13 protein-coding genes are annotated in these 22,547 nt (G+C 51.8%); 6 read left to right on the top strand and 7 right to left on the bottom strand.

The genetic code is table 11. The features are described from left to right. Positions 1 to 245 precede the first annotated feature (245 nt). Positions 246 to 1,100: a LytR/AlgR family response regulator transcription factor gene (locus ACYVBJ_RS20940; protein ID WP_460984257.1), complete on the top strand. Its 855-nt coding sequence runs from the start codon at positions 246 to 248 to the stop codon at positions 1,098 to 1,100. Between the two features lie 233 nt (positions 1,101 to 1,333). Continuing rightward, the gene (locus ACYVBJ_RS20935) at positions 1,334 to 2,401 is read left to right on the top strand and encodes a dioxygenase family protein (RefSeq protein ID WP_460984256.1); all 1,068 of its coding nucleotides are present in this window, start codon (positions 1,334 to 1,336) and stop codon (positions 2,399 to 2,401) included. A 144-nt stretch (positions 2,402 to 2,545) separates the two neighbouring features. On the opposite strand, the gene ACYVBJ_RS20930 is transcribed toward ACYVBJ_RS20935, so the two are convergent. Beyond that, the gene (locus ACYVBJ_RS20930; protein WP_460984255.1) at positions 2,546 to 3,532 is read right to left on the bottom strand and encodes a c-type cytochrome; all 987 of its coding nucleotides are present in this window, start codon (positions 3,530 to 3,532) and stop codon (positions 2,546 to 2,548) included. A gap of 212 nt (positions 3,533 to 3,744) precedes the next feature. Next, the gene (locus ACYVBJ_RS20925; RefSeq protein ID WP_460984254.1) at positions 3,745 to 3,903 is read right to left on the bottom strand and encodes a hypothetical protein; all 159 of its coding nucleotides are present in this window, start codon (positions 3,901 to 3,903) and stop codon (positions 3,745 to 3,747) included. A gap of 260 nt (positions 3,904 to 4,163) precedes the next feature. Here ACYVBJ_RS20925 and ACYVBJ_RS20920 point away from each other — a divergent pair, with 260 nt between their 5' ends. Beyond that, the gene (locus ACYVBJ_RS20920) at positions 4,164 to 5,381 is read left to right on the top strand and encodes an NADP-dependent isocitrate dehydrogenase (RefSeq protein ID WP_460984253.1); all 1,218 of its coding nucleotides are present in this window, start codon (positions 4,164 to 4,166) and stop codon (positions 5,379 to 5,381) included. 105 nt (positions 5,382 to 5,486) lie between these two features. Next, a complete protein-coding gene (locus tag ACYVBJ_RS20915) occupies positions 5,487 to 5,882 on the top strand; it encodes a Dabb family protein (protein WP_460984252.1) in 396 nt (131 codons plus the stop codon). A gap of 99 nt (positions 5,883 to 5,981) precedes the next feature. On the opposite strand, the gene ACYVBJ_RS20910 is transcribed toward ACYVBJ_RS20915, so the two are convergent. The 3 genes from ACYVBJ_RS20910 to ACYVBJ_RS20900 all read right to left on the bottom strand — a co-directional run bounded on the left by ACYVBJ_RS20910 (position 5,982) and on the right by ACYVBJ_RS20900 (position 9,346). Further along, complete coding sequence (locus ACYVBJ_RS20910; protein WP_460984251.1) at positions 5,982 to 8,192, bottom strand: S9 family peptidase; 2,211 nt, start codon at positions 8,190 to 8,192, stop codon at positions 5,982 to 5,984. Between the two features lie 75 nt (positions 8,193 to 8,267). After that, positions 8,268 to 8,852, bottom strand: a complete 585-nt coding sequence (locus tag ACYVBJ_RS20905) for a YcxB family protein (RefSeq protein ID WP_460984250.1) — start codon at positions 8,850 to 8,852, stop codon at positions 8,268 to 8,270. 89 nt (positions 8,853 to 8,941) lie between these two features. Beyond that, complete coding sequence (locus tag ACYVBJ_RS20900; RefSeq protein WP_460984249.1) at positions 8,942 to 9,346, bottom strand: DUF4783 domain-containing protein; 405 nt, start codon at positions 9,344 to 9,346, stop codon at positions 8,942 to 8,944. Between the two features lie 141 nt (positions 9,347 to 9,487). Here ACYVBJ_RS20900 and ACYVBJ_RS20895 point away from each other — a divergent pair, with 141 nt between their 5' ends. Beyond that, a complete protein-coding gene (locus ACYVBJ_RS20895; protein WP_460984248.1) occupies positions 9,488 to 10,000 on the top strand; it encodes a phosphoribosyltransferase family protein in 513 nt (170 codons plus the stop codon). 37 nt (positions 10,001 to 10,037) lie between these two features. Here the strand turns inward: ACYVBJ_RS20895 and ACYVBJ_RS20890 are convergent, their stop codons facing one another. Together ACYVBJ_RS20890 and ACYVBJ_RS20885 are read right to left on the bottom strand one after the other, a co-directional pair. Beyond that, positions 10,038 to 10,214, bottom strand: coding sequence for a hypothetical protein (locus ACYVBJ_RS20890; protein WP_460977432.1), 177 nt, complete (start codon positions 10,212 to 10,214; stop codon positions 10,038 to 10,040). An 85-nt stretch (positions 10,215 to 10,299) separates the two neighbouring features. After that, the gene (locus ACYVBJ_RS20885) at positions 10,300 to 13,287 is read right to left on the bottom strand and encodes a DEAD/DEAH box helicase (RefSeq protein ID WP_460984247.1); all 2,988 of its coding nucleotides are present in this window, start codon (positions 13,285 to 13,287) and stop codon (positions 10,300 to 10,302) included. Between the two features lie 830 nt (positions 13,288 to 14,117). On the opposite strand from ACYVBJ_RS20885, the gene ACYVBJ_RS20880 reads away from it, so the two are divergent. Then, positions 14,118 to 22,547 (top strand): SdrD B-like domain-containing protein (locus ACYVBJ_RS20880; RefSeq protein WP_460984246.1); only part of this gene is annotated, 8,430 nt, incomplete at its 3' end.

The following is a 22,547-nucleotide window of genomic DNA, read 5'->3' as shown; positions in this document are numbered from 1 at the left end:
ACAAACGTATGCTAAATAACCATGTAGTAGTAATAGGCAACTATTTACTTTTTGCTAACATACAGCTATAAAAAAGAATATTTGTAATTTACATGGGCGACGTAAAAACGTTGTATGAAAATATATTGGATGTACACTATACAGAAAGATTTTAAGAGAGTAGTCAAAATTCAACTAGTATTTGAGAAGCATACAAATTCCTGCAAAGACATCAGACTGCACGCCAACCCGTAAAGCATGAAACTATGATACAAAAACGTATTAGCACGGATCATTTATTATTCAACATTATAAACAAAAAGATAGGTGTCTGGCTGATAGCAACTGCATTTATATTGCTCATAATAGTACAAGATTTTTTGCGTGCAATTATAAACAGTTCAGGTTTTTATTTTAGTGAATCGTTTATGTTTAGTACCTTTTGGTGGGCGTTTGTTCCATTAATTCTAACGCAATATGCCATAGTTAAACGATTTAAAATACAACATTGGGGTTTAGAATGCTTATTAATTATATCGCCTTGTATTATTCACTTGTTCACTTTTCCACTTGCAGTTTGGCTTATTTCTAAACTGTTTTATTATCATACATTTGCCTTTCAGCAAACGTTACGTTATACGATTTCTGAATACATATATCTTTTGTTAATTATATATTCAATACCCGTTATAGCCTATCAAAACTTCTTCAAGCAATCTGGTCTCAAGGCAAATAGATTAGAAGCTAAGCCAAAAGCTTGTCCAGCGGAGTTACTTGATATTCTTCTAGTATCAGATGGTAATAAAAAGATTGCTTTAGCCGCTCAGGAAATCGTTTACTTCTCCGCCCTACCTCCCTATGTACAGATTCATACGGTCGAAAGAAAATATTTATATAACGAAACCTTAAAGTCGCTTTCAAAAAATTTGGGTAATCAACAATTTATACGAATACACAAGTCAACGATTGTAAACATCAATATGGTTACCTATTATACGTCAAGGTTAAACGGCGATTACGACCTAACCTTGAAAAACAACATTAAACTTAGGGTAAGTAGAAATTATGCGACTGACTTCAAACAAAAATTTCAGGAAGCTCATCGCCTTACCGCATTATAACCTCAGCTTACCACATGCTACATTGACTATCAATAATTTGCTTAGGAGGTTTGTCAGAAAAAGTACTTATGGGTGCAATGACAAGTTTCCGAAGCAGTTTACTTCTTGTCCTATCGTCTGTGTTAGTACGTTGCGATGGGCAAGTTTCTAACGCCAATCTTAGCCGGATGCCAGTGGTGACAAGTACAGACATTGGCGGAGCGTTCGAAAACAGAGACTATATGTATCAGGGTATGACCGAACAGATCGCTCCGGTGGATACAAGTCCGGGTTGGAATCAGAAGGGCCAAAAACTATTTATTACGGGTACAATTTTTCAACTAGATGGCAAAACGCCTGTACCCGACGTAGTGCTTTACTATTACCATACTAACGTCGATGGAAAATATTTGCATAAGCCAGGTGAAGCGCGTACAATGTCTCCTAACCAACTTGGGCAAACACACGGATATATTCGGGGTTGGGTAAAAACTGACAAAAAGGGTAAATATTCAATTTATACCGTACGACCAGGTGTATATCCAACCCGAGATGAACCCGCTCATATCCATTTAAGCATTAAAGAGCCGAGTATTCAAGCCCCTTATTATATTGATGAGTTCGTCTTCGATGATGATGAATTACTGAATTTTGCTAAACGTAGAAAACTGGAGAACCGGGGAGGTAGTGGTATTCTAAGAGTCTTGGTACGTAATGATTTACAAATAGCTGAGCATAACATTATATTAGGACTCAATATTCCGAATTATCCACAAACTATCACAACTAAACAATCAGGCCTTAAAATTGGTGAAGATCAACCTTCTTTCACTCCTTTTCATGCTTTTGGACCGGACAAAGGTACTCGGGCGTGCCCTGTATGTAAATATGGGCGTTATCACGGCATATTGTATTTCGTTGGAAACAATCCGGATTGGCCTAAGATAAAAAAATGGCTTACTTTTTTAGAGCAACAAAGTGTGCTGAGACGTAACTATTTAAAAGCGTATTTTATTTATGGTAATGCCATTGCTTACGAAAAAGGCGTACGGCAGATCGAACTAGAAAAACTGGGGACACAATTAAATTTAAAAAACGTAGCTTTAACATTTGCCTCATCTTTTAATGAGACGGAAAGCGAAGTCAATTTAAATAAAATAGATCCGAGTGTAGAGAATACATTTGTCATTTTCAAAAATAGAGCAATCATTGATAAGTATATTGACCTCGAGCCGACAGCAGAGAATTTTGCCCTAATAAAGAAAATACTTGATACTACAAAAGGAGCCTACTTTGATCTACCAGAACCTAAACACAATTGATTAGCTCATAATAGTACCTTATTCGAGTAAGTAGACCAGACAGCACTCCGGAAGAATATCGTCTTTATATTCTTCCGGAGTGCTGTCTGGTCTTTGATTTATCTGTGTACACGACGAGGCTAAGCCGTTTCCGGTAAGCGGTGCTTACTTTTCGGCAAGCTGTACTTCGGCCGTTTTTTGCGCGATGTTGTTCTGCTGCTTAGGAACCGTCTTTAAGTATTCATAGATAGCGCCTACCTCTTTGTCTGACAAGGCCGGGCGTGGAGCCATCGGGTAACGTAGTACAGAGCCATCGGGACGAACGCCCAGTTTTACGGCGCGTATGAACTGTTCCTTGGTGTATTTTTTACCAATGCCCGTTTCCTCGTCGAAGGTCAGATTGGCCGATAGGATCGACTTGCCGTCCTCGCCCGTAAATTTGCTGCCGCCTGCAAAGTAGCCGTTCGTCCGCTCTGGGTGTTCACTGTCCAGATCGAGGTAGTTGGCGGAGTGGCATCCGTAACAGTCACCCACGGTGGTGGCGATGTATTTACCCATAACGGCCGGTTTAGTGCTATCGGGCAGCAGAATGGGCTGAGTCGGGTATTTGTTGGGCTTGAGAACGGTCCAGGGCAGGAGTTTCGCCACAAAGCTGTACTCGGAGGGGGGCGCTTCCTGTTTTGACGCCTGCACCGGAAACCGGTCAGAACGCAGCCAGGCGACTACTGATTTGATGTCTTCATCGGCCATAAGGTTGTATTGAGGCATGAACGCAATCGAACCATCTTTCCGAATCCCCGTACGCAGAAAGTAAATAATCTCGCCATCGGTCCAGTTGCCGATACCTTTATCTTTATCCTGCGTGATGTTACGTGAATACACCGTACCGAACATGGCGGGTAGCTCATCAAGCCGTTTGCCCGTGACCCGGTTGTCGTTATCGGCATGGCAGCTCATGCACTGCAACTGCGAAATGATTTCACCCCGCTTAATACGGGCTTCGGTCAACTCTACTTTAATGTTGGGGGCTACGGGCGGATCGTATGAACGCACTGGGCTTAGGGCTATGTATGCGCAGAAGCCGCCAATCAGCAGCACGACCACGCCTAATCCCTGACCCAGGCGTTTGAGAATTTTTTTTACCGAATTCATGAGAGGATCACTAGTTTTTGGTTATTAGGCCAAAAATCAGCGATACCAGGCTGGTTGCCAGTGCTATCCCTAGTGAAGCGGTATTTTCTTCTGCTGAACTGAAAAAAGTTTCTGTTCAGGCGATCTCCGTACCAGCTAAAAATTTCGTGGCTGTAAACGTAAGGTACCCCAACAGCACCGGGCCATTAGCCACCTGGCGTGAACAATACACTCTAACTTCGATTGTACAGGTCCTGTTGGCTCAGGCCGGGTCTACTGCCCGCTTCCGGATCGGTAGGCTTATTTCCCTTCTTACCGGAGAGTCGGGAAACCATCATGATAACGGCCACTATGCCAACGACGAATAGGATAATCATCAATGTAAGTCCCATAACCTTGCTTTATTAGTTGAGTAGTACCAGACCAGACCGGCGACGAACGCACCAGCTTTAATACTTACTATCTAAGTTTATCTATAGACTAATTTCCTCTAAAAGAATTAGGCAACGGTTCCACTGGAATACGGTTGGGGCGTCGTTGACTGGATAAGCGGCAACTGGGTCGTTCATTTATTTTAGATTCATTACTTTTGCGCCGGGTCGCCGGGCGGCCAAGTTTCTGTATCGTTTTCAATCGTTTATAGCTAAGTCAAATGGAAAAAATTAAGGTGGCGAATCCGGTGGTCGAACTGGATGGCGACGAAATGACCCGTATCATCTGGAAGTTTATCAAAGACAAACTGATTCTGCCCTACGTTGACGTTGATATTAAATACTATGACCTTGGCATCGAATACCGCGACGAAACCAACGATCAGGTAACGATCGACGCGGCTAATGCCATCAAACAATACGGTGTCGGTATCAAATGCGCTACCATCACCCCCGACGAGCAGCGGGTTGAAGAGTTTGGCCTGAAGCAGATGTGGAAATCGCCGAATGGCACCATTCGTAATATTCTGGACGGTACGGTATTCCGCGAGCCGATTGTGATGAGCAACGTACCGCGCCTGGTTACCAACTGGACAGCTCCTATCATCATCGGTCGTCACGCGTTTGGCGATCAGTACCGCGCTACCGATTTCGTCGTGCCTGGTCCCGGTAAACTGACCATGAAGTTTGAAGGCGAAGACGGTACCGTTATGGATTTCGACGTGTACCAGTTCAAAGCGGGTGGCGTTGCGATGGGTATGTACAACGTTGACGAGTCGATTCGCGGCTTTGCGCGGGCCTGTTTCAACGTAGCGCTCGACAAAGGCTGGCCGCTGTACCTATCGACCAAAAACACCATCCTGAAAAAATACGACGGTCGGTTCAAAGACATCTTCCAGGAAATCTACGATGCCGAATACGCCGGTAAAGTGCATTACGAGCACCGTCTGATCGATGACATGGTGGCGTCAGCGCTGAAATGGGAAGGTAACTTCGTATGGGCCTGCAAAAACTACGATGGCGATGTACAGTCGGATACCGTAGCGCAGGGCTTTGGCTCGCTGGGTCTGATGACCTCGGTACTGGTTACGCCCGATGGCAAAACAATGGAAGCTGAAGCGGCTCACGGAACCGTAACGCGTCACTACCGCGAATATCAGAAAGGTAACAAAACCTCAACGAACCCAATCGCGTCGATCTACGCCTGGACCCGCGGTCTGGCCTTCCGAGGTAAACTCGATGACAACCAGCCCCTGATCGATTTCGCCAATGCACTCGAAGCGGTTTGCGTTGAAACGGTTGAGAGCGGTAAAATGACCAAAGACCTGGCCTTGTCGGCTTATCCGGCAGGGACCAAGCTGGTAGCGGGTGAGCATTACCTCAACACCGAGGATTTCCTCGAAGCACTGGACGAAAATCTGAAAGCAAAGCTGGCCTAGTGCTTTAGTTACGGGCTGCAAACAGCCTTGATCACAGAAAAAGACCTGTCGGGTTTGAGCGCCTTACAGGTCTTTTTTAGTTTCTTTGCCAAAAACTATAGAGCTATGAAACAAACCCTAACCTTGCTGGCCGTTGCTTTTCTGTTGTCGGTTAGCGCAGTTGCCAAACCACCCCGTAAGCCTATGAAATCGAATGCGCTTCAGCATATTGTTCTTTTTAAGTTCAAGCCCGAAACAACTCCGGAGAAGGTAAAAGAGATCGTAGCCGCTTTTGAAGCGCTACCGTCGAAGATCAAGGAAATCAAAGGGTTTCAGTGGGGAACCAACAACAGCCCCGAAAACCTGAACAAAGGCCTCACCCACGCCTTTATCCTGACCTTTGACAGTGAGAAAGACCGCGATGCGTATTTGCCGCACCCGGCCCACAAAGAATTCGGCAAGGTTGTCGGTCCCTGGCTCGGTGAAGTAACCGTTGTTGATTTTACGAATCAGGCGAAATAAAAGGGAGTAACGGGAAGAGGGGGACGAGTGGGAGTAAAGGGCTTGCAGTTGTAGCTTCCCTTTACTCCCACTCGTCCCCCTCTTCCCGTTACTCCTTTCCTATAAATTCTTCTCAATAAACTCGGATAGCATCGTGTAGAGGTGAAGCCGGGTGTTGCCTCCGTAAATACCATGGTTCCGGTTGGGGTAATAGAAAGACTGGAACTGCTTGTTCGCTGCAATCAGCGCATTCTCGAAGGCTACCGAATTCTGGAAATGCACATTGTCGTCACCCGTTCCGTGGATGAGCAGAAATGGACCACGCAGCTTAGCCGCGTGCGTAACGGGCGAGTTATCGTCGTAACCGGCTGCATTTTCCTGCGGACGTTTGAGGTAGCGTTCCGTGTAAATGGTATCATAGAACCGCCAGTTGGTGACGGGTGCTACCGAAATACCCGCTTTGAATACGTCGGCACCCAGCGTCATGCAGAGGGCGGTCATGTACCCCCCGTAGCTCCATCCCCAGATGCCCACCCGATTGGGGTCGACGTAGGGTAACGTTTTCAGGTCCCGGGCGGCTGCAATCTGATCTTCGGTTTCGAGTTTGCCCAGCTGGGCATACGTAGCCGTGCGGAACGCGGTGCCTCGTGCGCCCGTGCCCCGTCCGTCGACCGATACAATGAGATAGCCCTTCTGCGCCAACGTCTGATACCAGAAGAAATCGCGGGCATCCCAGTCGTTTTTCACCGTCTGCGAACCAGGGCCACCGTACACGAACATCAACACCGGATATTTCTTCGTGCTATCGAAGTTCAGGGGTTTGATCATCCAGCCATTCAGGGGCGTCCCGTCGGCAGCTTTGGTTTGTATGAACTGCTTTTGCGCAATGCCGTAGCCCGCCAGTCTGGACTTCAAGGCATCGTTCGACTCCAGCACCCGTACATCTGTCGGCGACTTGGCTTCGCGCAGGCTTACGCGCGTGGGTGAGCTGGCGGAGGTGTGATACAGTAAGTAATACGTAAAATCAGGGCTAAAGTTGGCCGTGTACGTACCGGACTGGGTGGTGAGCCGCTGCTTGTTCTGACCATCGAGGCCGATGCGGTATAGGTGCCGCTCAAGTGGAGACACTTCGGTCGATGTAAAAAAGATCGTGCCGGTTTTCTCATCAACGCCCGAAACAGTCGCCACCTCGAAATTTCCAGTGGTGATCGGCCGGATAAGCTTGCCCGTCAGGTCGTACAGATACAGATGTTTGAAACCACTACGTTCGCTGCTCCAGATAAACGATTTACCATCCTGCAGGTACGTCAGATCGTCGGTAAATTCTAGATCAACGTAGGTAGGGCTGGTTTCGGTCAACACGGTGGTTGCCTGTCCGGTAGATGCGTTGACGTGCAGGAGATCAAGTTTATTCTGAAGCCGGTTCAGCCGACGTATTGAGAGCAGATTCGGATTCTTTGTCCACTGAATACGGGGCAGGTACATATCGGTTTCCGACGGTTCGACGCTTCGACCCGTTTGCGCCTGTACCTTTTTGCCGGTTGCTACATCGGCTACCCAAACCGTTACGATCGAATTCGCTTCACCCGCTTTTGGGTATTTGAAGCGGTACTCAACCGGATACAAACCGCCCCAGAGCTGCATATCATACTCGGGAACGCGGCTTTCGTCGAACCGAATCCAGGCCAGCCGACGGCTGTCGGGTGACCACTCGAAAGCGCGGGCCATGCTGAATTCTTCTTCGTACACCCAGTCGGCCCCGCCGTTGATAATGGCGTTACGTTTGCCATCAGTAGTGAGCTGCGTTTCTTTGCCCGTCGCTACATCCATGGCAAACAGATTGTTGTCGCGCACAAAAGCCACCCGCTTTCCGTCGGGCGAGAACGTAGCGTATTGCTGTTTACCTTTCGTGCTCAGCGGCTTAAGCTGCTTCGTAGCCAGATCGTATACGTAGAACTCGGCTTTGCTCGACCGACGGTAAATGGGCTCTTCCTGCGTAGTAATCAGAAGTTTACGCTCATCGGCCGAAAGTTGGTAGTCGTCGATGGTGATCGATTTTCCCGTCCCCGATAAAGTCGCCTGACGCTCATCAAAAAGTGTTTCGACGGGTTGCCCGGTTGTAATGTTAAACTTGGTGATCTTACCGCCATCCAGCGTCGTGTAGAAGCCACCGGTTTTCATCCAGTTTACACCACTGACAGTACGCGGGCTGAACGTACCCTGGTTACGTCCCCACACATCGTCGAGCGTAACGGCTTTCTGAGTTTGGCCGAGGGCCGAAGTGGCGATAAATAGGAGCAGCGCTGTCCAGCTCCTGATCGTCTGGTTCATAAAGTATGATTAGGTTAACACAGAAGCGGGCGACCTAAGTCGCCCGCTCATAAAACGATCTAGAATAAAGACGACTTATTTGACGGGTTCAGCCACCGCACCATCGGGCAGTAGTCCTTTACGTCGCAGCAGCGCATCTGTGAAGCGCAGGTCGTTATCACTCGTGAAGATGGTAAACGGAAGGTAGAGGAACTGCGCTTTGCTAAGCCCTTTCGTGACCGTACGGGCAATCCAGTTCGCCTTCACGTTCCTCATGGCGTCGTCGTTGTTCAGAAACAGAATATAGGCGTCCTTCTCTTTAATTACGCTGTCGATCTGCGTCCATTTCAGAATGCCTCCTTCTTTCGCGTTGATGCGCATCAGAATCTGGCGGCTGTCAATTTCATATACGTACTTCTGAAAGAGGGGTTTGCTTTGCTCCATCTGGGCAATTCCGGTGATCTGGATGGCCCAGAACAGCACGTACAGAATCGTGAGCACGACAATGACAATGTAAATCCAATAGTTTTGATAAGCGCCCGTTACGTTCAGAATCACGTTCAGGATAATAAGCCCCAGCGGGACAAACGCCCACTTCCAATTTTCTTTCACCCACTGCCGGAGGGCGATGTTGATGTACGTCTTTTGGTCTAACGCGTATTTTTTAGTTTTAACAATCATAACACTGGCATTGGCCAACCGTCTAAATTAAGGTGCAAAGATAGACGTAAAACTTGTCAGTGAATACGTGTTTGAGGAACACGCAGCGACTATTCTTTTCGGAAGTGTAACGCTTTGATCGCGAACTGCTGGTCGCTGATTTGTCGCATCAGGACGTAGACGGCAAAGGTCTGTCCGTTCGATTCGTAGGTGCCGGTGTTGTAACGCAGGCGGTCGGAGGCTCCACGGTACACAAACTGGAAGCTGTGAGGGGGGTATTTGCGGAAGAACGAACGCAGAATCAGCTCGGCGTGCGTAGCCTGCACCGACTGGAATTCGACCTTTTCGGCATCGATCACTAACTCAATTGTTTTGGCAAACCGGGTCGATAACTGGGCGGCATCACCCGTTTGTAGCGATAGTTTTACCGTCTGCGTAATATCAGCGTCTGTAACTGGTTTAGTGGGCGATAGCCAGATAAACAGCATAAAGATAAAACCAGCAAGGATGTTCATAATTGACAGGACGTATTGCGACATTGACCTACCGAAGGCGAAAACTATGCCAACCCGGACCGGGTAAATCGTTGTCCCTGGATTTCGTCCGCTCCGCTACTTTTCTCATCTTTACGCCATTAATCGTTTTTAAACCGCTGCATGAACACTGCCCAGCCAACGCTTGTACTGAATGCCGAGCAGATTCGCCAGAAGATTCGACGGATTGCTTTTCAGATTTACGAGAATAATTTTGAAGAACCCGCTATTCTGCTGGCCGGTATATCGGGCGAAGGCTACGTACTTGCGCAGGCCTTAGCCTCGGAACTGGAATCCATTGCTCCGTTTACCATCGACCTGCTGCAACTCGAACTGGACAAAACCCAAACGGCCCAGCCCCCCGTCCAGACCATTCCGGCGGAGGTAACGCTTGTCGACAAAGTAGTTATTGTGGTCGATGACGTACTGTATACGGGTAGAACGCTGGTTTTCAGCTTGCAACCGTTCCTGCAGGTGCCCGTCAAAAAGTTGCAGGTGGCGGTACTGGTCGATCGGAATCACCCGCGCTACCCCGTTGCGGCTGACTATAAAGGCTATGAACTCAGCACTACCCTTACTGAACATGTGGAGGTAGTGCTGAGTGACCAACAGCGAACCGGCGTGTATTTGCAGTAGCTGCGTAGTGAAGCCACCGGACGTTCCGGCTTGCTCGCTACGCTTTTGTACTGCGGATAAGGCCTACCCCGGCGAAGAAAAATATACCGCCTAAAATCAGATACACGAACGAAGCCTGCGCTACGCCCCCTTTGGCAAAATCCATGCCGCCATAAATTAGCCCGATTAACCCGACCAGGGTTAAAATCATGCCTAGTGTGCTCTTTGCATTCATTGTTACGTCGAGATTAGTGAGATCAATGAAAGCACAACTACCGATACGTTAATAGCGCTGAAAAAGCTATTGATTGGGATACGCTTTATTCCAGCAGGACCATAATATCTTCTTTGGTCAACGACTTCATGAAGTTTTCTTCGGTCGTGATCAGGCTGCCTGCCAGTTGTTGTTTGGCGCGTTGTAAGGAAAGGATTTTTTCTTCAACCGTGTTTTTGGCGATGAATTTGTACGTGAATACGGTCTTTTGCTGGCCAATCCGGTGCGCCCGGTCAACGGCCTGGGCTTCAATTGCGGGGTTCCACCAGGGGTCAAGAATAAACACGTAATCAGCGGCCGTCAGGTTATGGCCTAATCCGCCGGCTTTCAGCGAAATCAGAAACAGCTTTACCGACTCGTCGGTCTGAAACAACTCGACCTGGCTCTGCCGATCGGTGGTTGAGCCATCCAGATACGCATACTTGATATTTTTTTCTTTCAGATACTGACGAACAACGCTAAGGTGTTTGATGAACTGACTAAACACCAGAACCTTATGGTGGTCGGTCATGGCGCTTTCAAGCCGCATCAGAACGTCGTCGAGCTTACCCGAATCGCCTTCGTAGTCTTCATTCACCATACGCGGGTGATTGGCAATCTGACGGAGCTTGGTCAGACCCTGCAATACCACCATCTGCGATTTGGCCATGCCTTCTTCTTCGATGCGCTCCAGGATCAGGTTGCGGTAATAGGACTTCGCTTCTTCGTACTGTTTTTCCTGATCGGGCGTCATCTCGCAGTACAGGACACTCTCTACTTTTTCGGGAAGATCGGTGGCAACCTGCGATTTATTTCGCCGGAGCATGAACGGCTTGATCAGTGTGTACAGTCGGCTGGTTTTTACTTCATCGTGCTTTTTCTCGATCGGAATCAAAAACTCATTGCGAAAAAAAGACTGGCTGCCCAGCAGGCCGGGATTGATGAACGACATCTGTGTCCACAGGTCCATCGTACTGTTTTCCAGCGGGGTACCCGTCAGAATGAGCCGGTGCGCGGTGTTCAGCTGCATCACCGCCTTGGTAATGTGCGACGAGGGGTTTTTGATGGCCTGCGACTCATCCAGAATGACGTAGTTAAACCGGTAATCGCTGAGAATATCAATATCGATCCGAACAATGCCATACGAGGTCAGAATCAGATCAAACCCGTCGAACTGGGCCGTGTTTTTCTCCCGATACGTACCCGTATAAACCATAACGCGGAGGTCGGGAGTGAATTTTCGGGCCTCCAGTTCCCAGTTATACAGCAGCGAGGTCGGCATAACCAGCAGGCTTGGATCAGTGGCCCCCGCTTCTTTCTGCCCCTGGAGCATAGCCAGCGTCATGACGGTTTTGCCGAGCCCCATATCGTCGGCCAGACAGCCCCCAAACCGGTACTGGCGCAGGAAATTCATCCAGTCGTAGCCAGCCTGCTGGTAGGGGCGAAGCGTACCATTGAACCGCTGGGGCATGGGAAACGGCTCGATCTCCTCGAAGTCGCGCAGCCGCTCCAGCTTCCGGCTCATGATCGTCGTCGCCAGGTTGTCGCGTTCCAGCTCCTGTACGAGCGCCAGGTGATGTTTCTGAAGAACCAACTGATCCGTTCCTTCCGGCTGCTCAACAAAGCCGAATAGTTCAGAATACTTCACGAACCAGGCCTCGGGAATAACAGCGACTTCACCATTGGGCAGCGTAAACTCGTGTTTCCTGTTCAGAATAAGCGACCGCAGCTTCAGAAAGGGAATTTCAAACTCACCAAACCGCACGTTCGCGTAGATATCGAACCAGTCGCGACCTTCCTGAATGGATACATCGATACTGGAGTACCCCAGAAAATACCGTTTCGTATCATCGGCGTGTTGCAGCAGCAGAAAACCGGCTTCCCCTAGTTTCTGGTTGTTGTCCGACAGCCAGGCAAAGGCTTCTGCTTTTGGCAAGGCCAGTCGGCCATGACGCAAATCGAGGCCCGATTCGCGCAGGAATGTTAGCTTCTGGCGCTCTAACCGCTGGTCGCGCCGGATTTTATGGAAGATATACTCGTCGTTCTTCTTTTCCAGACTCACATTTGCCGAAGGCCCGAAACTGTCGAAACGAAACGTAAAATCCCCGTATTTGAACGATAGGTCGAAGGCGATACGTTGGCTGGACTCTTCTTCGTCGATACCGTCGAAGGCATCGGTTCCTGCTTTTAACAACGAAGCCGATACGGTTCGGCTGGGAACGACCATTTCCGAAACGGTTAGCAATGGCACGGGTTCGAGCACTTCGGCTTTGATTTCAAAGCCCTTGGCGTATACGTCGTAGGCGGCAATGAGCTGAGTGACAAAGCGTTCGTAGTACTGCTGTTCGATATTGCGGGGAATGATAATATGGTTTTTGTTGAAAAACGGCCGGAGCTTTTTGCCGTCTACCTGTTTACTGAAATGATACAGGCGTCGGCCGACCATCATATAGGCGGGTTCATCGCAGATCAGAAATGCGTCTTTGAACTGAAATTCAACCCGCTCGGTTTCGGTCGTCTGCCCCGTCGCTTCGTCGCGCACGGGGTAACGGATGATCGGAAAATAATGCGTGGAATCAGGGTTGCGGATAAAGTGAAAATGCACCCGTGCTGGCTCGGGCATCCAGGTGATGTATTCCCAGGCCGGATTGCCGTCGCTACCCATGATGTAAAACGGCTTATCCGGCATCAGCGCCATAATCTGCGCTTTCATGTTGTCGAGGTAGCCGCAGATGGCCTCCTGCACGAGCTTATCGCCTTTTTGCGGGTCGTAGATCTTCAGGAAGAAGTCGACAGCGGGCAGCTTCTTGGTGTTGAATTTTTTGACGATGGTATCCTGCTGAATGGTATCAATCAGCTTCACCAGTTCAAAATCCCGCTCGTCGAGTTCCTGAGCAAACTCCCGTACGTTCTGCGACGACAGCGTCTGATTCAATAGAGTGAGTTCGCCACGACTATTCCGCTGCACCACGAAGGCTTCAATAAGGTATCCCAAAAACTCATGCTCCAATAGTGAGTAGACAATCTGGAAGGGTTCGGACGGCGAAACTTTCATGATGCGGCTGTAACAATTTACCCGATTAGCTAGCGAGCTAACCGAGACGGCTAAAAATCTGTTGAAATAGGGTGTTGATGAGCGGGTTGAAATGAGCGCTTTATAACTGACTGTAAACCAATAAATTGGTATCAATTTAGTATAGCTACTGGTCTCAAATATACGAACTGAAATAAGAATCCCAAGTAGGCGGCAACGTAAATGAGAAAAACCTTTGTCCGATACTAAGCAACCTTATCTAACGGTTTCGGACGCCCGAAAAAGCAGGTCTAAACCCGGATGGGCAAGTCCTTACTTCAGTAGCTGCTGCGTACTATTTTTTGGGACGAAATACACCTTGGCATAGATTTCGCCAAAGCAGGCTCTAACGGATCAGAAGAGGTCAAATGGCTTATGTGTCATTTATATTGCGTTGAGCTTACGTCTGATTTTGTCAAACTTTTACTGATTTTGTAACGAATAATATAAAATAAGTTAACCATAAAATTTTAAGTGTTTATCAATTGGTTATTAGTGGCCAGGAGTGGTATTATATAGTATGGTATATATAGGCAAGTGTTTGATAATCAACTATTTTAGGTCTGTTGATTCCGCCGGTTTCCGCTTCTCTCTAAAGGCTTAAGGCGGTTCCAATTGCTGGCTTACCCCCAGGTTTGTTCTCAGCTTTACTCGTTAGTCGGGGAGTACACCCGTTAGTCAACACAGCGGTTGGCATTTCATTTGCCTATAGTGTGATCATCTAATTCGGTTGGGCAGGAGGAGTTACGTTCGGTACAGCAAACAACGCTGTCTGAGAGTGACACCTTCTGGGCACGAAATCATGGTTACATATGGGAAATATTTACGCTAAATCCTCTGGCTTTTCTGCCTTCTTCAGCAGACGTAACGTACACCAACTTGTCAAAGTAGGGGGCTTACTGCTGAGTTTACTTGTAATCAGCTATACGGCCTTTGCTCAGACGACAATAACGGGCGCTGTCTATCGCGATTTCAACGCTAATGGTACGCGTGAATATAGTACCGCAACACCCAATGAAGGAGAAATCGGCGTTGGGGGCGTAACGGTCTCGGTTTATAGCGGCACCGCGGTCGTCGCTACTGCCATCACCAGTTCCACCGGCGTAAATGCAGGCAGTTATAATTTCAGTATATCGACTGCTGGTCCGTTCCGGGTTCAGTTCACGAATTTGCCCGATGGGTTCTTCGAAGGTCCGCAGGGAGCCAATAGCGGTACGTCTGTTCAATTTGTGGCAAACGCAGCAACCGCAACCGCAAGTTTAGGAATCAACCATCCCGACGATTATTGCCAGGCCAGCCCTTATTTCGTGGTTCCCTGTTACGTAAATGGGAACTCAACCGGTTCTGGTACGGCCAGTACGCGCGATGTACTGGTTGCGCTGCCATACAGCAGTACCGGAACATCACCTGCCATCTTTGACGTTGCCTTCAACAATCAGGTCGGAACGGTATACGGCCTGGCCTATCAGCGGCAGACGGGTAATCTGTTTTCGTCGGCCTTGGTAAAACGGCACTCAGGCCTGGGACCCTCAGGAGCAGGCGCTATCTACCTGAGCCGATTTACGTCTACTACGGGTATCGTTACAACGTCAACGTTTACGACGATTGCTGCCGGAACCGTATTGTCAAATACCGCCCGTGGCTTATCCGCGAACGCAGCCGACGTAAACCGGGATCCTTCCACCTTCGATCAGGTCGGTAAAGCGGGTCTGGGCGATATAGAGATTTCGAGTGACGGAACGCGCCTGTTCGTGGTGAATCTGTCGGATCGGCGATTATATCAGATCAACATCAATAATCCGACAACCCCAACGCCCACGGCCGGTACGACCACCAGCTTTGCCATTCCGAACCCTACCAATGGTTGCCCAACCAACAGCGTATTCCGGCCCTTTGGGTTGAAGTATTACCGGGACCGGGTCTACGTAGGTGGCGTTTGCACGAATGAGAACGTTACCACCACGAAAGTATACAGTAATACCGCCGGAACCAGCAGCTTAACCTTACCCAGCAACAACGGTATGCAGGCGGTAGTGTTTGAGTTTAACCCAAGTGGCAGCACCTTTACCCAGGTCCTTTCGTTCCCGCTTACATACCGGAAGGGGGCTTCCAACGCTGATAAGTCAGGCGTTGATCGGGCTGATTTCTGGCTGCCCTGGGTGTCGTCTCAGCCAACAACGTTCGTCCGCTCCGACGGGTCGTATAGCTATCCGCAACCCATTTTGGCGGGTATTGAATTCGATGTCAATGGGGATATGATTGTCAGCATCCGCGACCGGTTTGGTGATCAGTATGGTAACCGGAACCTTGGGCCAATCGCGGACGATAACACATTATACAGACCCATTGCACCCGGTGATATTCTGCGGGCGGGTAAGTGCAATCCGGCCGTAAACCAATGGACTATCGAAAGCAATGCCAGTGTTTGCGCACGGCCAGCTACGGCCGGGGCTAACAACGGACAGGGACCCGGCGGTGGTGAGTACTACTGGGGTGATCGGGTGGCGGTTGGAGCAAACCACTTGGAACAGAGCGAAGGTGGCTTAGCCTTACTACCCGGCCGGGATGAGATAGCCACGATAGCGCTTGATCCCACAGATGTGTTTGATACTGGCGGGATCAAGCGATTAACCAACTCAACAGGAGCCGGTACTTTAGCCGATGGTGTTCAAATCTATTCGGCCGAAAATGTGGCTACGTTTGGTAAAGCGAACGGTCTGGGCGACCTTGAACTAAATTGTAGCGTTGCGCCAATCGAGATCGGGAACCGCCTGTTCAGCGACGGCGATTTTCTGACTGCCAACGGCATCCAGGATAACGGTAATGCCGGGTCGAACGTGAGCGGAGCGGTGGTGCAGCTGTACCGCATCGTGTCGGGCGTGGCCACCCTGGTTGCCTCAACAACTACCAACGCTTCGGGCGAATACTATTTCAGGAGCACCACCGTAACGGGCCTGGTGCCGAATGCTGAATACCAGATTCGGGTAGCCCTCAATCAGTTTGCTACGCCAACAACCATTACAGTACCTAATGCCGGTTCAGATGATCTGGCCGATAGTGATGCGTTCCTGCAAACCATTGGGGGCGTGCCAACGGCCGTTGTGTCACTAACAACCGGCGACTACGGCGAGAACAACCACAGCTACGATATTGGCTTCATTCGCCAGCCCGCCAGCATCGGCGATTTTGTGTTCGAAGACCTCAACCGAAACGGTATCCAGGATGCGGGTGAGCCGGGTATTCAGGGCGTAACTGTACAACTCCTCGATGGGTCGGGCAATGCAGTAGCCGGTGTAGCACCAACGACCACCAACGCCAGCGGCTTCTACAGCTTTACGGGTCTGACACCAACAACCCCGTACATTGTTGCGTTTACAGCGCCCAATGGATACACCGCTACGTTGGTTGATCAGGGTGGCAACGATGCCATTGACTCCGACGTTAATCCGGCGACGGGCCGCACGGGTAGTTATACCATCGCGTCCGGAGCAAGCTTAACCACCGTTGATGCGGGTTTTTACCGGTCCGCCACTATCGGTGATCGGGTATTCGTCGATGCTAACCGCAACGGACTTCAGGATGCCGGTGAAACAGGGCTGGCGGGCGTAACGGTGCAGTTGCTGACGGGCACCAATACGGTTGTTGCCAGCACCACCACCAACGCCAGCGGTATTTACAGCTTTACGGGGCTGACGCCGGGTGTTTCCTACAGTGTCGTCTTTAGTCTTCCGACCAATTACTCGGCGTCACCCGCCAAGCAGGGCGGAAACGACGCGCTCGACAGCGATGCTAATGCGGTAACGGGCCGCACGGGTGCGTATACCTTAACGTCGGGCCAGAGTCTGACTTCGGTTGATGCAGGATTCTTCCTGCTTACTTATGATCTGGCGCTACGCAAAACGGTACAGACGCTGCCCTCACCGTTGCTCCCTCTCTCGAACGTAACATTCCGGATCGAGGTGTTCAACCAGGGCGAACTACCCGCCAGCGGTATTGTCGTAACAGACTATGTTCCCACCGGATTTGTGTTTGCCCAGGCCGCTAACCCCGGCTGGACGGCTGGCCCCAATCCGACATTCCCCCTCGCCGGTACCATTACACCCGGCAGCAGCACAACCATAAGCATTGTGCTGCAGGTAGCCGCCACGTCGGGTGGACAAAGTTTAACTAACGCGGCTGAAATCAGCACTGATAACGGGGATGATATTGACTCGGCCCCGGATAACATTGCCAACAACGACGGGCCCGTAACGGACGATGCGATCAACAATCAGAACGGCGATCAGGATGATCATGACATCGCGATTGTCAGTCCATTAGGGTTCGCGTCACTCGGTAATCTGGTGTTTGAAGACCTGAATGCCAATGGCGTTCAGGATGCGGGCGACATCGGCATCGCGGGCGTAACAGTGCAGTTGCTGATGGGCGCAAATACGGTCGTGTCCAGTACTACCACCAACGCCAGCGGTATCTATAGCTTCACGGGCCTGACCCCGGGCGTTTCTTACAGTGTTGTCTTCAGCCGCCCGGCGGGATACTCCTCGACGGTGGCGAATGCCGGTGGTAATGACGCCGTTGATAGTGATGCCGATCCAGTTACTGGCCGAACAGGCAGCTACGTATTAACATCCAACGAGAACAATACGACGGTTGATGCCGGATTTTACCGGCCCGCCACTATCGGGGATCGGGTGTTTGCTGATAATAACAACAACGGAATTCAGGATGCGGGTGAACCAGGTATTCCAGGCGTAACGGTGCAACTGCTGACGGGTACCAATACGGTCGTGTCCAGTACTACCACCAGCGCCAGCGGTATCTATAGCTTCACGGGCCTGACCCCGGGCACTTCCTACAGTGTTGTCTTCAGTCGCCCAACGGGGTATACCTCCGTTGCGGCAGGGCAGGGCGGAAACGACGCGCTCGATAGCGACGCTGACCCAACCACCGGCCGTACGGGCAGCTATACGCTGGCATCTAATGGCAGCAACCTGAACGTCGACGCCGGATTCTCCTGCATTCCACCAGTCGTGACGGCTACGGGCGGTACGGTTAGCTGTACCACGCCCTCTATCCAGTTGCAGGCTACGTCCAGCATTACGCCGTCGACATACGCCTGGACGGGCCCCGGTGGCTTTACCAGCACGTTGCAAAATCCAACGGTAAGTGTTGCCGGTACGTACACCGTAGTGGTAACGAGCAATGCCGGCTGTTCGTCAACCGCCGTAGCCACCGCTATTGTTACGCAGAACATAACACCACCGACGGGCGTCGTAGCCAGCAACACGGGGCCCCTCACCTGTACCCTCACCACCGCTACCATCAGCGCTACGTCAACAACGGGTGGAGTAACGTATCGCTGGACCGGCCCCAACAACTTTACCAGCGCGAGTCAAACCTTTACTACATCCGTGCCGGGTGTGTATGTTGTTGTAATAACTGCTCCAAACGGCTGTACCAATACGGCCAGTACGACGCTCCAGCAGAACCTGCTCGCACCAACGGTATCCCTCGCTAATACGGGACCGCTGACCTGTACGCTCACTACGGCCACCATTAGCGCTACCGCGAGCGAAGCCGTCAGCTATCGCTTCGCAGGACCGGGAGGCTTCGTTGGTACGAGTGCCAGCTTCGTTACCAGCGTAGCGGGTCTGTATTCGGTAACGGCAACTTCAGCCAACGGCTGTACAGCCGTTGCCACCACGACCGTTCAGCAAGATGCAACGGTACCGACCGTAACGGCCAGCAATACCGGCCCGCTCAACTGTACATCGGCCAGCGCGACGGTCAGTGCTGCTGGCAGCCCAGGGGTTACGTATCGGTGGGTCGGTCCGGCCGGCTTCACCAGCACGGCCGCCAGCTTTGGCGCTACCGTAGCCGGTACTTACTCAGTAACGGTGACTTCAGCCAATGGCTGTACGGCCGTAGCGACGACTACCGTCGGCCAGGATGCCACCGCTCCAGCGGGCGTAGCGGCCAGCAACACGGGGCCCCTCACCTGTACCTTAACTACGGCTACCGTGAGTGTAACGACCACCACAACGGGGGTTACGTATCGGTGGGTCGGCCCCGGCGGCTTCACCAGCACGGCCGCCAGCTTTGGCGCTACCGTAGCCGGTACTTACTCAGTAACAGTGACTTCAGCCAATGGCTGTACGGCCACGGCCAGCACGACGGTTAGTCAGGACATCACGGCCCCAGCGGGCGTAGCGGCCAGCAACACGGGGCCCCTCACCTGTACCTTAACTACGGCTACCGTGAGTGTAACGACCACCACAACGGGGGTTACGTATCGGTGGGTCGGTCCCGGCGGCTTCACCAGCACGGCCGCCAGCTTTGGCGCTACCGTAGCCGGTACTTACTCAGTAACAGTGACTTCAGTCAATGGCTGTACGGCCGTAGCGACGACTACCGTCGGCCAGGATGCCACCGCTCCAGCGGGCGTAGCGGCCAGCAACACGGGGCCCCTCACCTGTACCTTAACTACGGCTACCGTGAGTGTAACGACCACCACAACGGGGGTTACGTATCGGTGGGTCGGCCCCGGCGGCTTCACCAGCACGGCCGCCAGCTTTGGCGCTACCGTAGCCGGTACTTACTCAGTAACGGTGACTTCAGCCAATGGCTGTTCAGCCGTAGCGACGACCACCGTTGGCCAGGACATTACGGCCCCAGCCGTAACGGCCAGCAATACCGGTCCGCTCACCTGTACGTTGACCAGCGTGACAGTCAGTGCTGCTGGCAGCCCAGGGGTTACGTATCGGTGGGTCGGTCCGGCCGGCTTCACCAGCACGGCCGCCAGCTTCGCTGCTACCGTACCGGGCCTGTACTCAGTAACGGTGACTTCAGCCAATGGCTGTACGGCTACGGCCAGCACGACTGTCCAGCAGGATTTGACCGTGCCGACCGTAACGGCTACGAATTCTGGCCCGTTGACCTGTACGTTGACCAGTGTTACTATCAGTGCGACGGCAAATGAGCCGGTTACTTACCGCTGGAATATCGGTGTAAATACGCCAAGCTTCACGACGAGCGTAGCCGGTTTGTACTCGGTAACGGTGACAAGCGTCAACGGCTGTTCCGCCGTCGCTACCACGACCGTTCAGCAAGATGCAACGGTACCGACCGTAACGGCCAGCAATACCGGCCCGCTCAACTGCACGCTGACCAGCGTTACAGTCAGTGCTGTTGGTAGCCCGGGGGTTAGCTATCGCTGGAATACCGGCGCGATAACGCCGACTATCTCGGCAAATGCGGCTGGTGTCTACTCCGTAACGGTTACGTCGCCCAACGGCTGTACGGCTACGGCCAGCACCACCGTTGGTCAGGACATCACGGCTCCGGCGGGTGTCGTAGCCAGCAACACAGGGCCCCTCACCTGTTCGGTGGCCACGGCTACCGTCAGCGTAGCGACGACCACACCGGGGGTTACGTACCAGTGGGTAGGCCCCGGCGGCTTTACGTCAATTGCGTCGAGCTTTACCACGAATGTTGCCGGTCTGTATTCAGTAACGGTGACTTCGGCCAACGGCTGCGCAACCACGGCCAGTACGAACCTTATTCAGAACACAACCCCGCTGGCGGATGTGTCCATCAGCAACACAGGGCCACTGACCTGTACGCTAACAACCGTAACGGTGAGTGCAACCAGCACCACGCCCGGTGTAACCTATAGCTGGACTGGTCCGGGCGGCTTTACGAGCAGCGCTCAAAGCTTTACGACCAGTGTGCCAGGTACCTATGTCGTTACGATAGCTGGCCCGAACGGCTGCGTCCCAACGGTAATCAGTACTATTGTTAATCAGGATGTTGCGGTTCCGGCGGGTGTAACGGCCAGCAATACCGGTCCGCTTAGCTGTACCCTCAGCAACGTAACGGTGAGTGCGACCAGCACTACGCCCGGCGTGACCTACCGCTGGATCGGACCCGGTGGGTTCACCAGCACAGCCCAGAGCTTTGCAACGGCCGCTGCGGGTCTGTATTCGGTAACGGTGACAAGTGCCAATGGCTGCACCGCTGTCGCAACGACCACCGTTGGCCAGGACAATACCGGCATTCAGAACATCACCATTAGCAATACGGGTCCGTTAAACTGTACGCTGACGACCGTAACGGTAACCGCCAGCAGTTCCACGCCGGGCGTAGTGTATAGCTGGTCGGGCCCGAATGGATTTACCAGCGCCATTCCGAGCTTTACAACGAGCGTGCCGGGTCTGTATTCATTGACCTTGACCGCGCCTAACGGATGTTCAGCAGTGACCTCAACGACGGTTATTCAGGACATCGCGGCTCCGGCGGGTGTCGTAGCCAGCAACACAGGGCCCCTCACCTGTACCCTCACCACCGCTACCGTGAGTGTGACCACAACCACACCGGGCGTGACGTACAATTGGGTAGGGCCGGGGGGCTTCACGTCGACGACGGCCAGTTTCACCACGACTGTTGCTGGTCTATATACTGTAACGATAACCGGAGCGAACGGCTGTACGGCTACGGCCAGCACCACCGTTGGCCAGGACATCGCGGCTTCGGCGGGTGTCGTAGCCAGCAATACTGGTCCGCTCACCTGTACGCTAACAACCGTAACGGTGAGTGCAACCAGCACCACGCCGGGCGTAGTGTATAGCTGGTCGGGTCCGAATGGCTTTGCTTCAACGGCCGCCAGCTTCGCTACGAGTGTACCCGGTACCTATTCGGTGATCGTTACGAACCCCGCCAATGGTTGTACGACGACAGCGACGACAACAGTTGGTCAGGATGCAACCACGCCGGCGGGTGTCGTGGCCAGCAACACGGGACCCCTCACCTGTATCCTCACGACCACGACCGTCAGCGTGACCACAACCACGCCGGGCGTAACCTATCGCTGGACCGGTCCGAATGGCTTCGTCAGCACGACGGCCAGCTTCGGCGCTACTCTGGCGGGTCTGTATTCGGTAACGGTAACAAGTCCTAACGGCTGTACGGCTACGGCCAGCACAACGGTGCTGCAGGATCTGACCGTACCAACCGTAACGGCTACGAACACCGGCCCGTTGACCTGTGCCCTAACCACCGCCACCGTCAGTGCCAGCACAAGTACTGCCGGGGTGACCTATAGTTGGGTCGGTCCGAATGGCTTTACCAGCACGGCCGCCAGCTTCGCTACTACGGTGCCGGGCCTGTATTCGGTAACGGTAACAAGTCCTAACGGCTGTACGGCTACGACCAGCACCACCATCCAGCAGGATCTGACTGCGCCA

Source organism: Spirosoma fluminis (assembly GCF_054778895.1).
The sequence above is the reverse complement of the archived record's forward strand: the minus strand, read 5'-3'. Positions and strand labels throughout refer to the sequence as shown.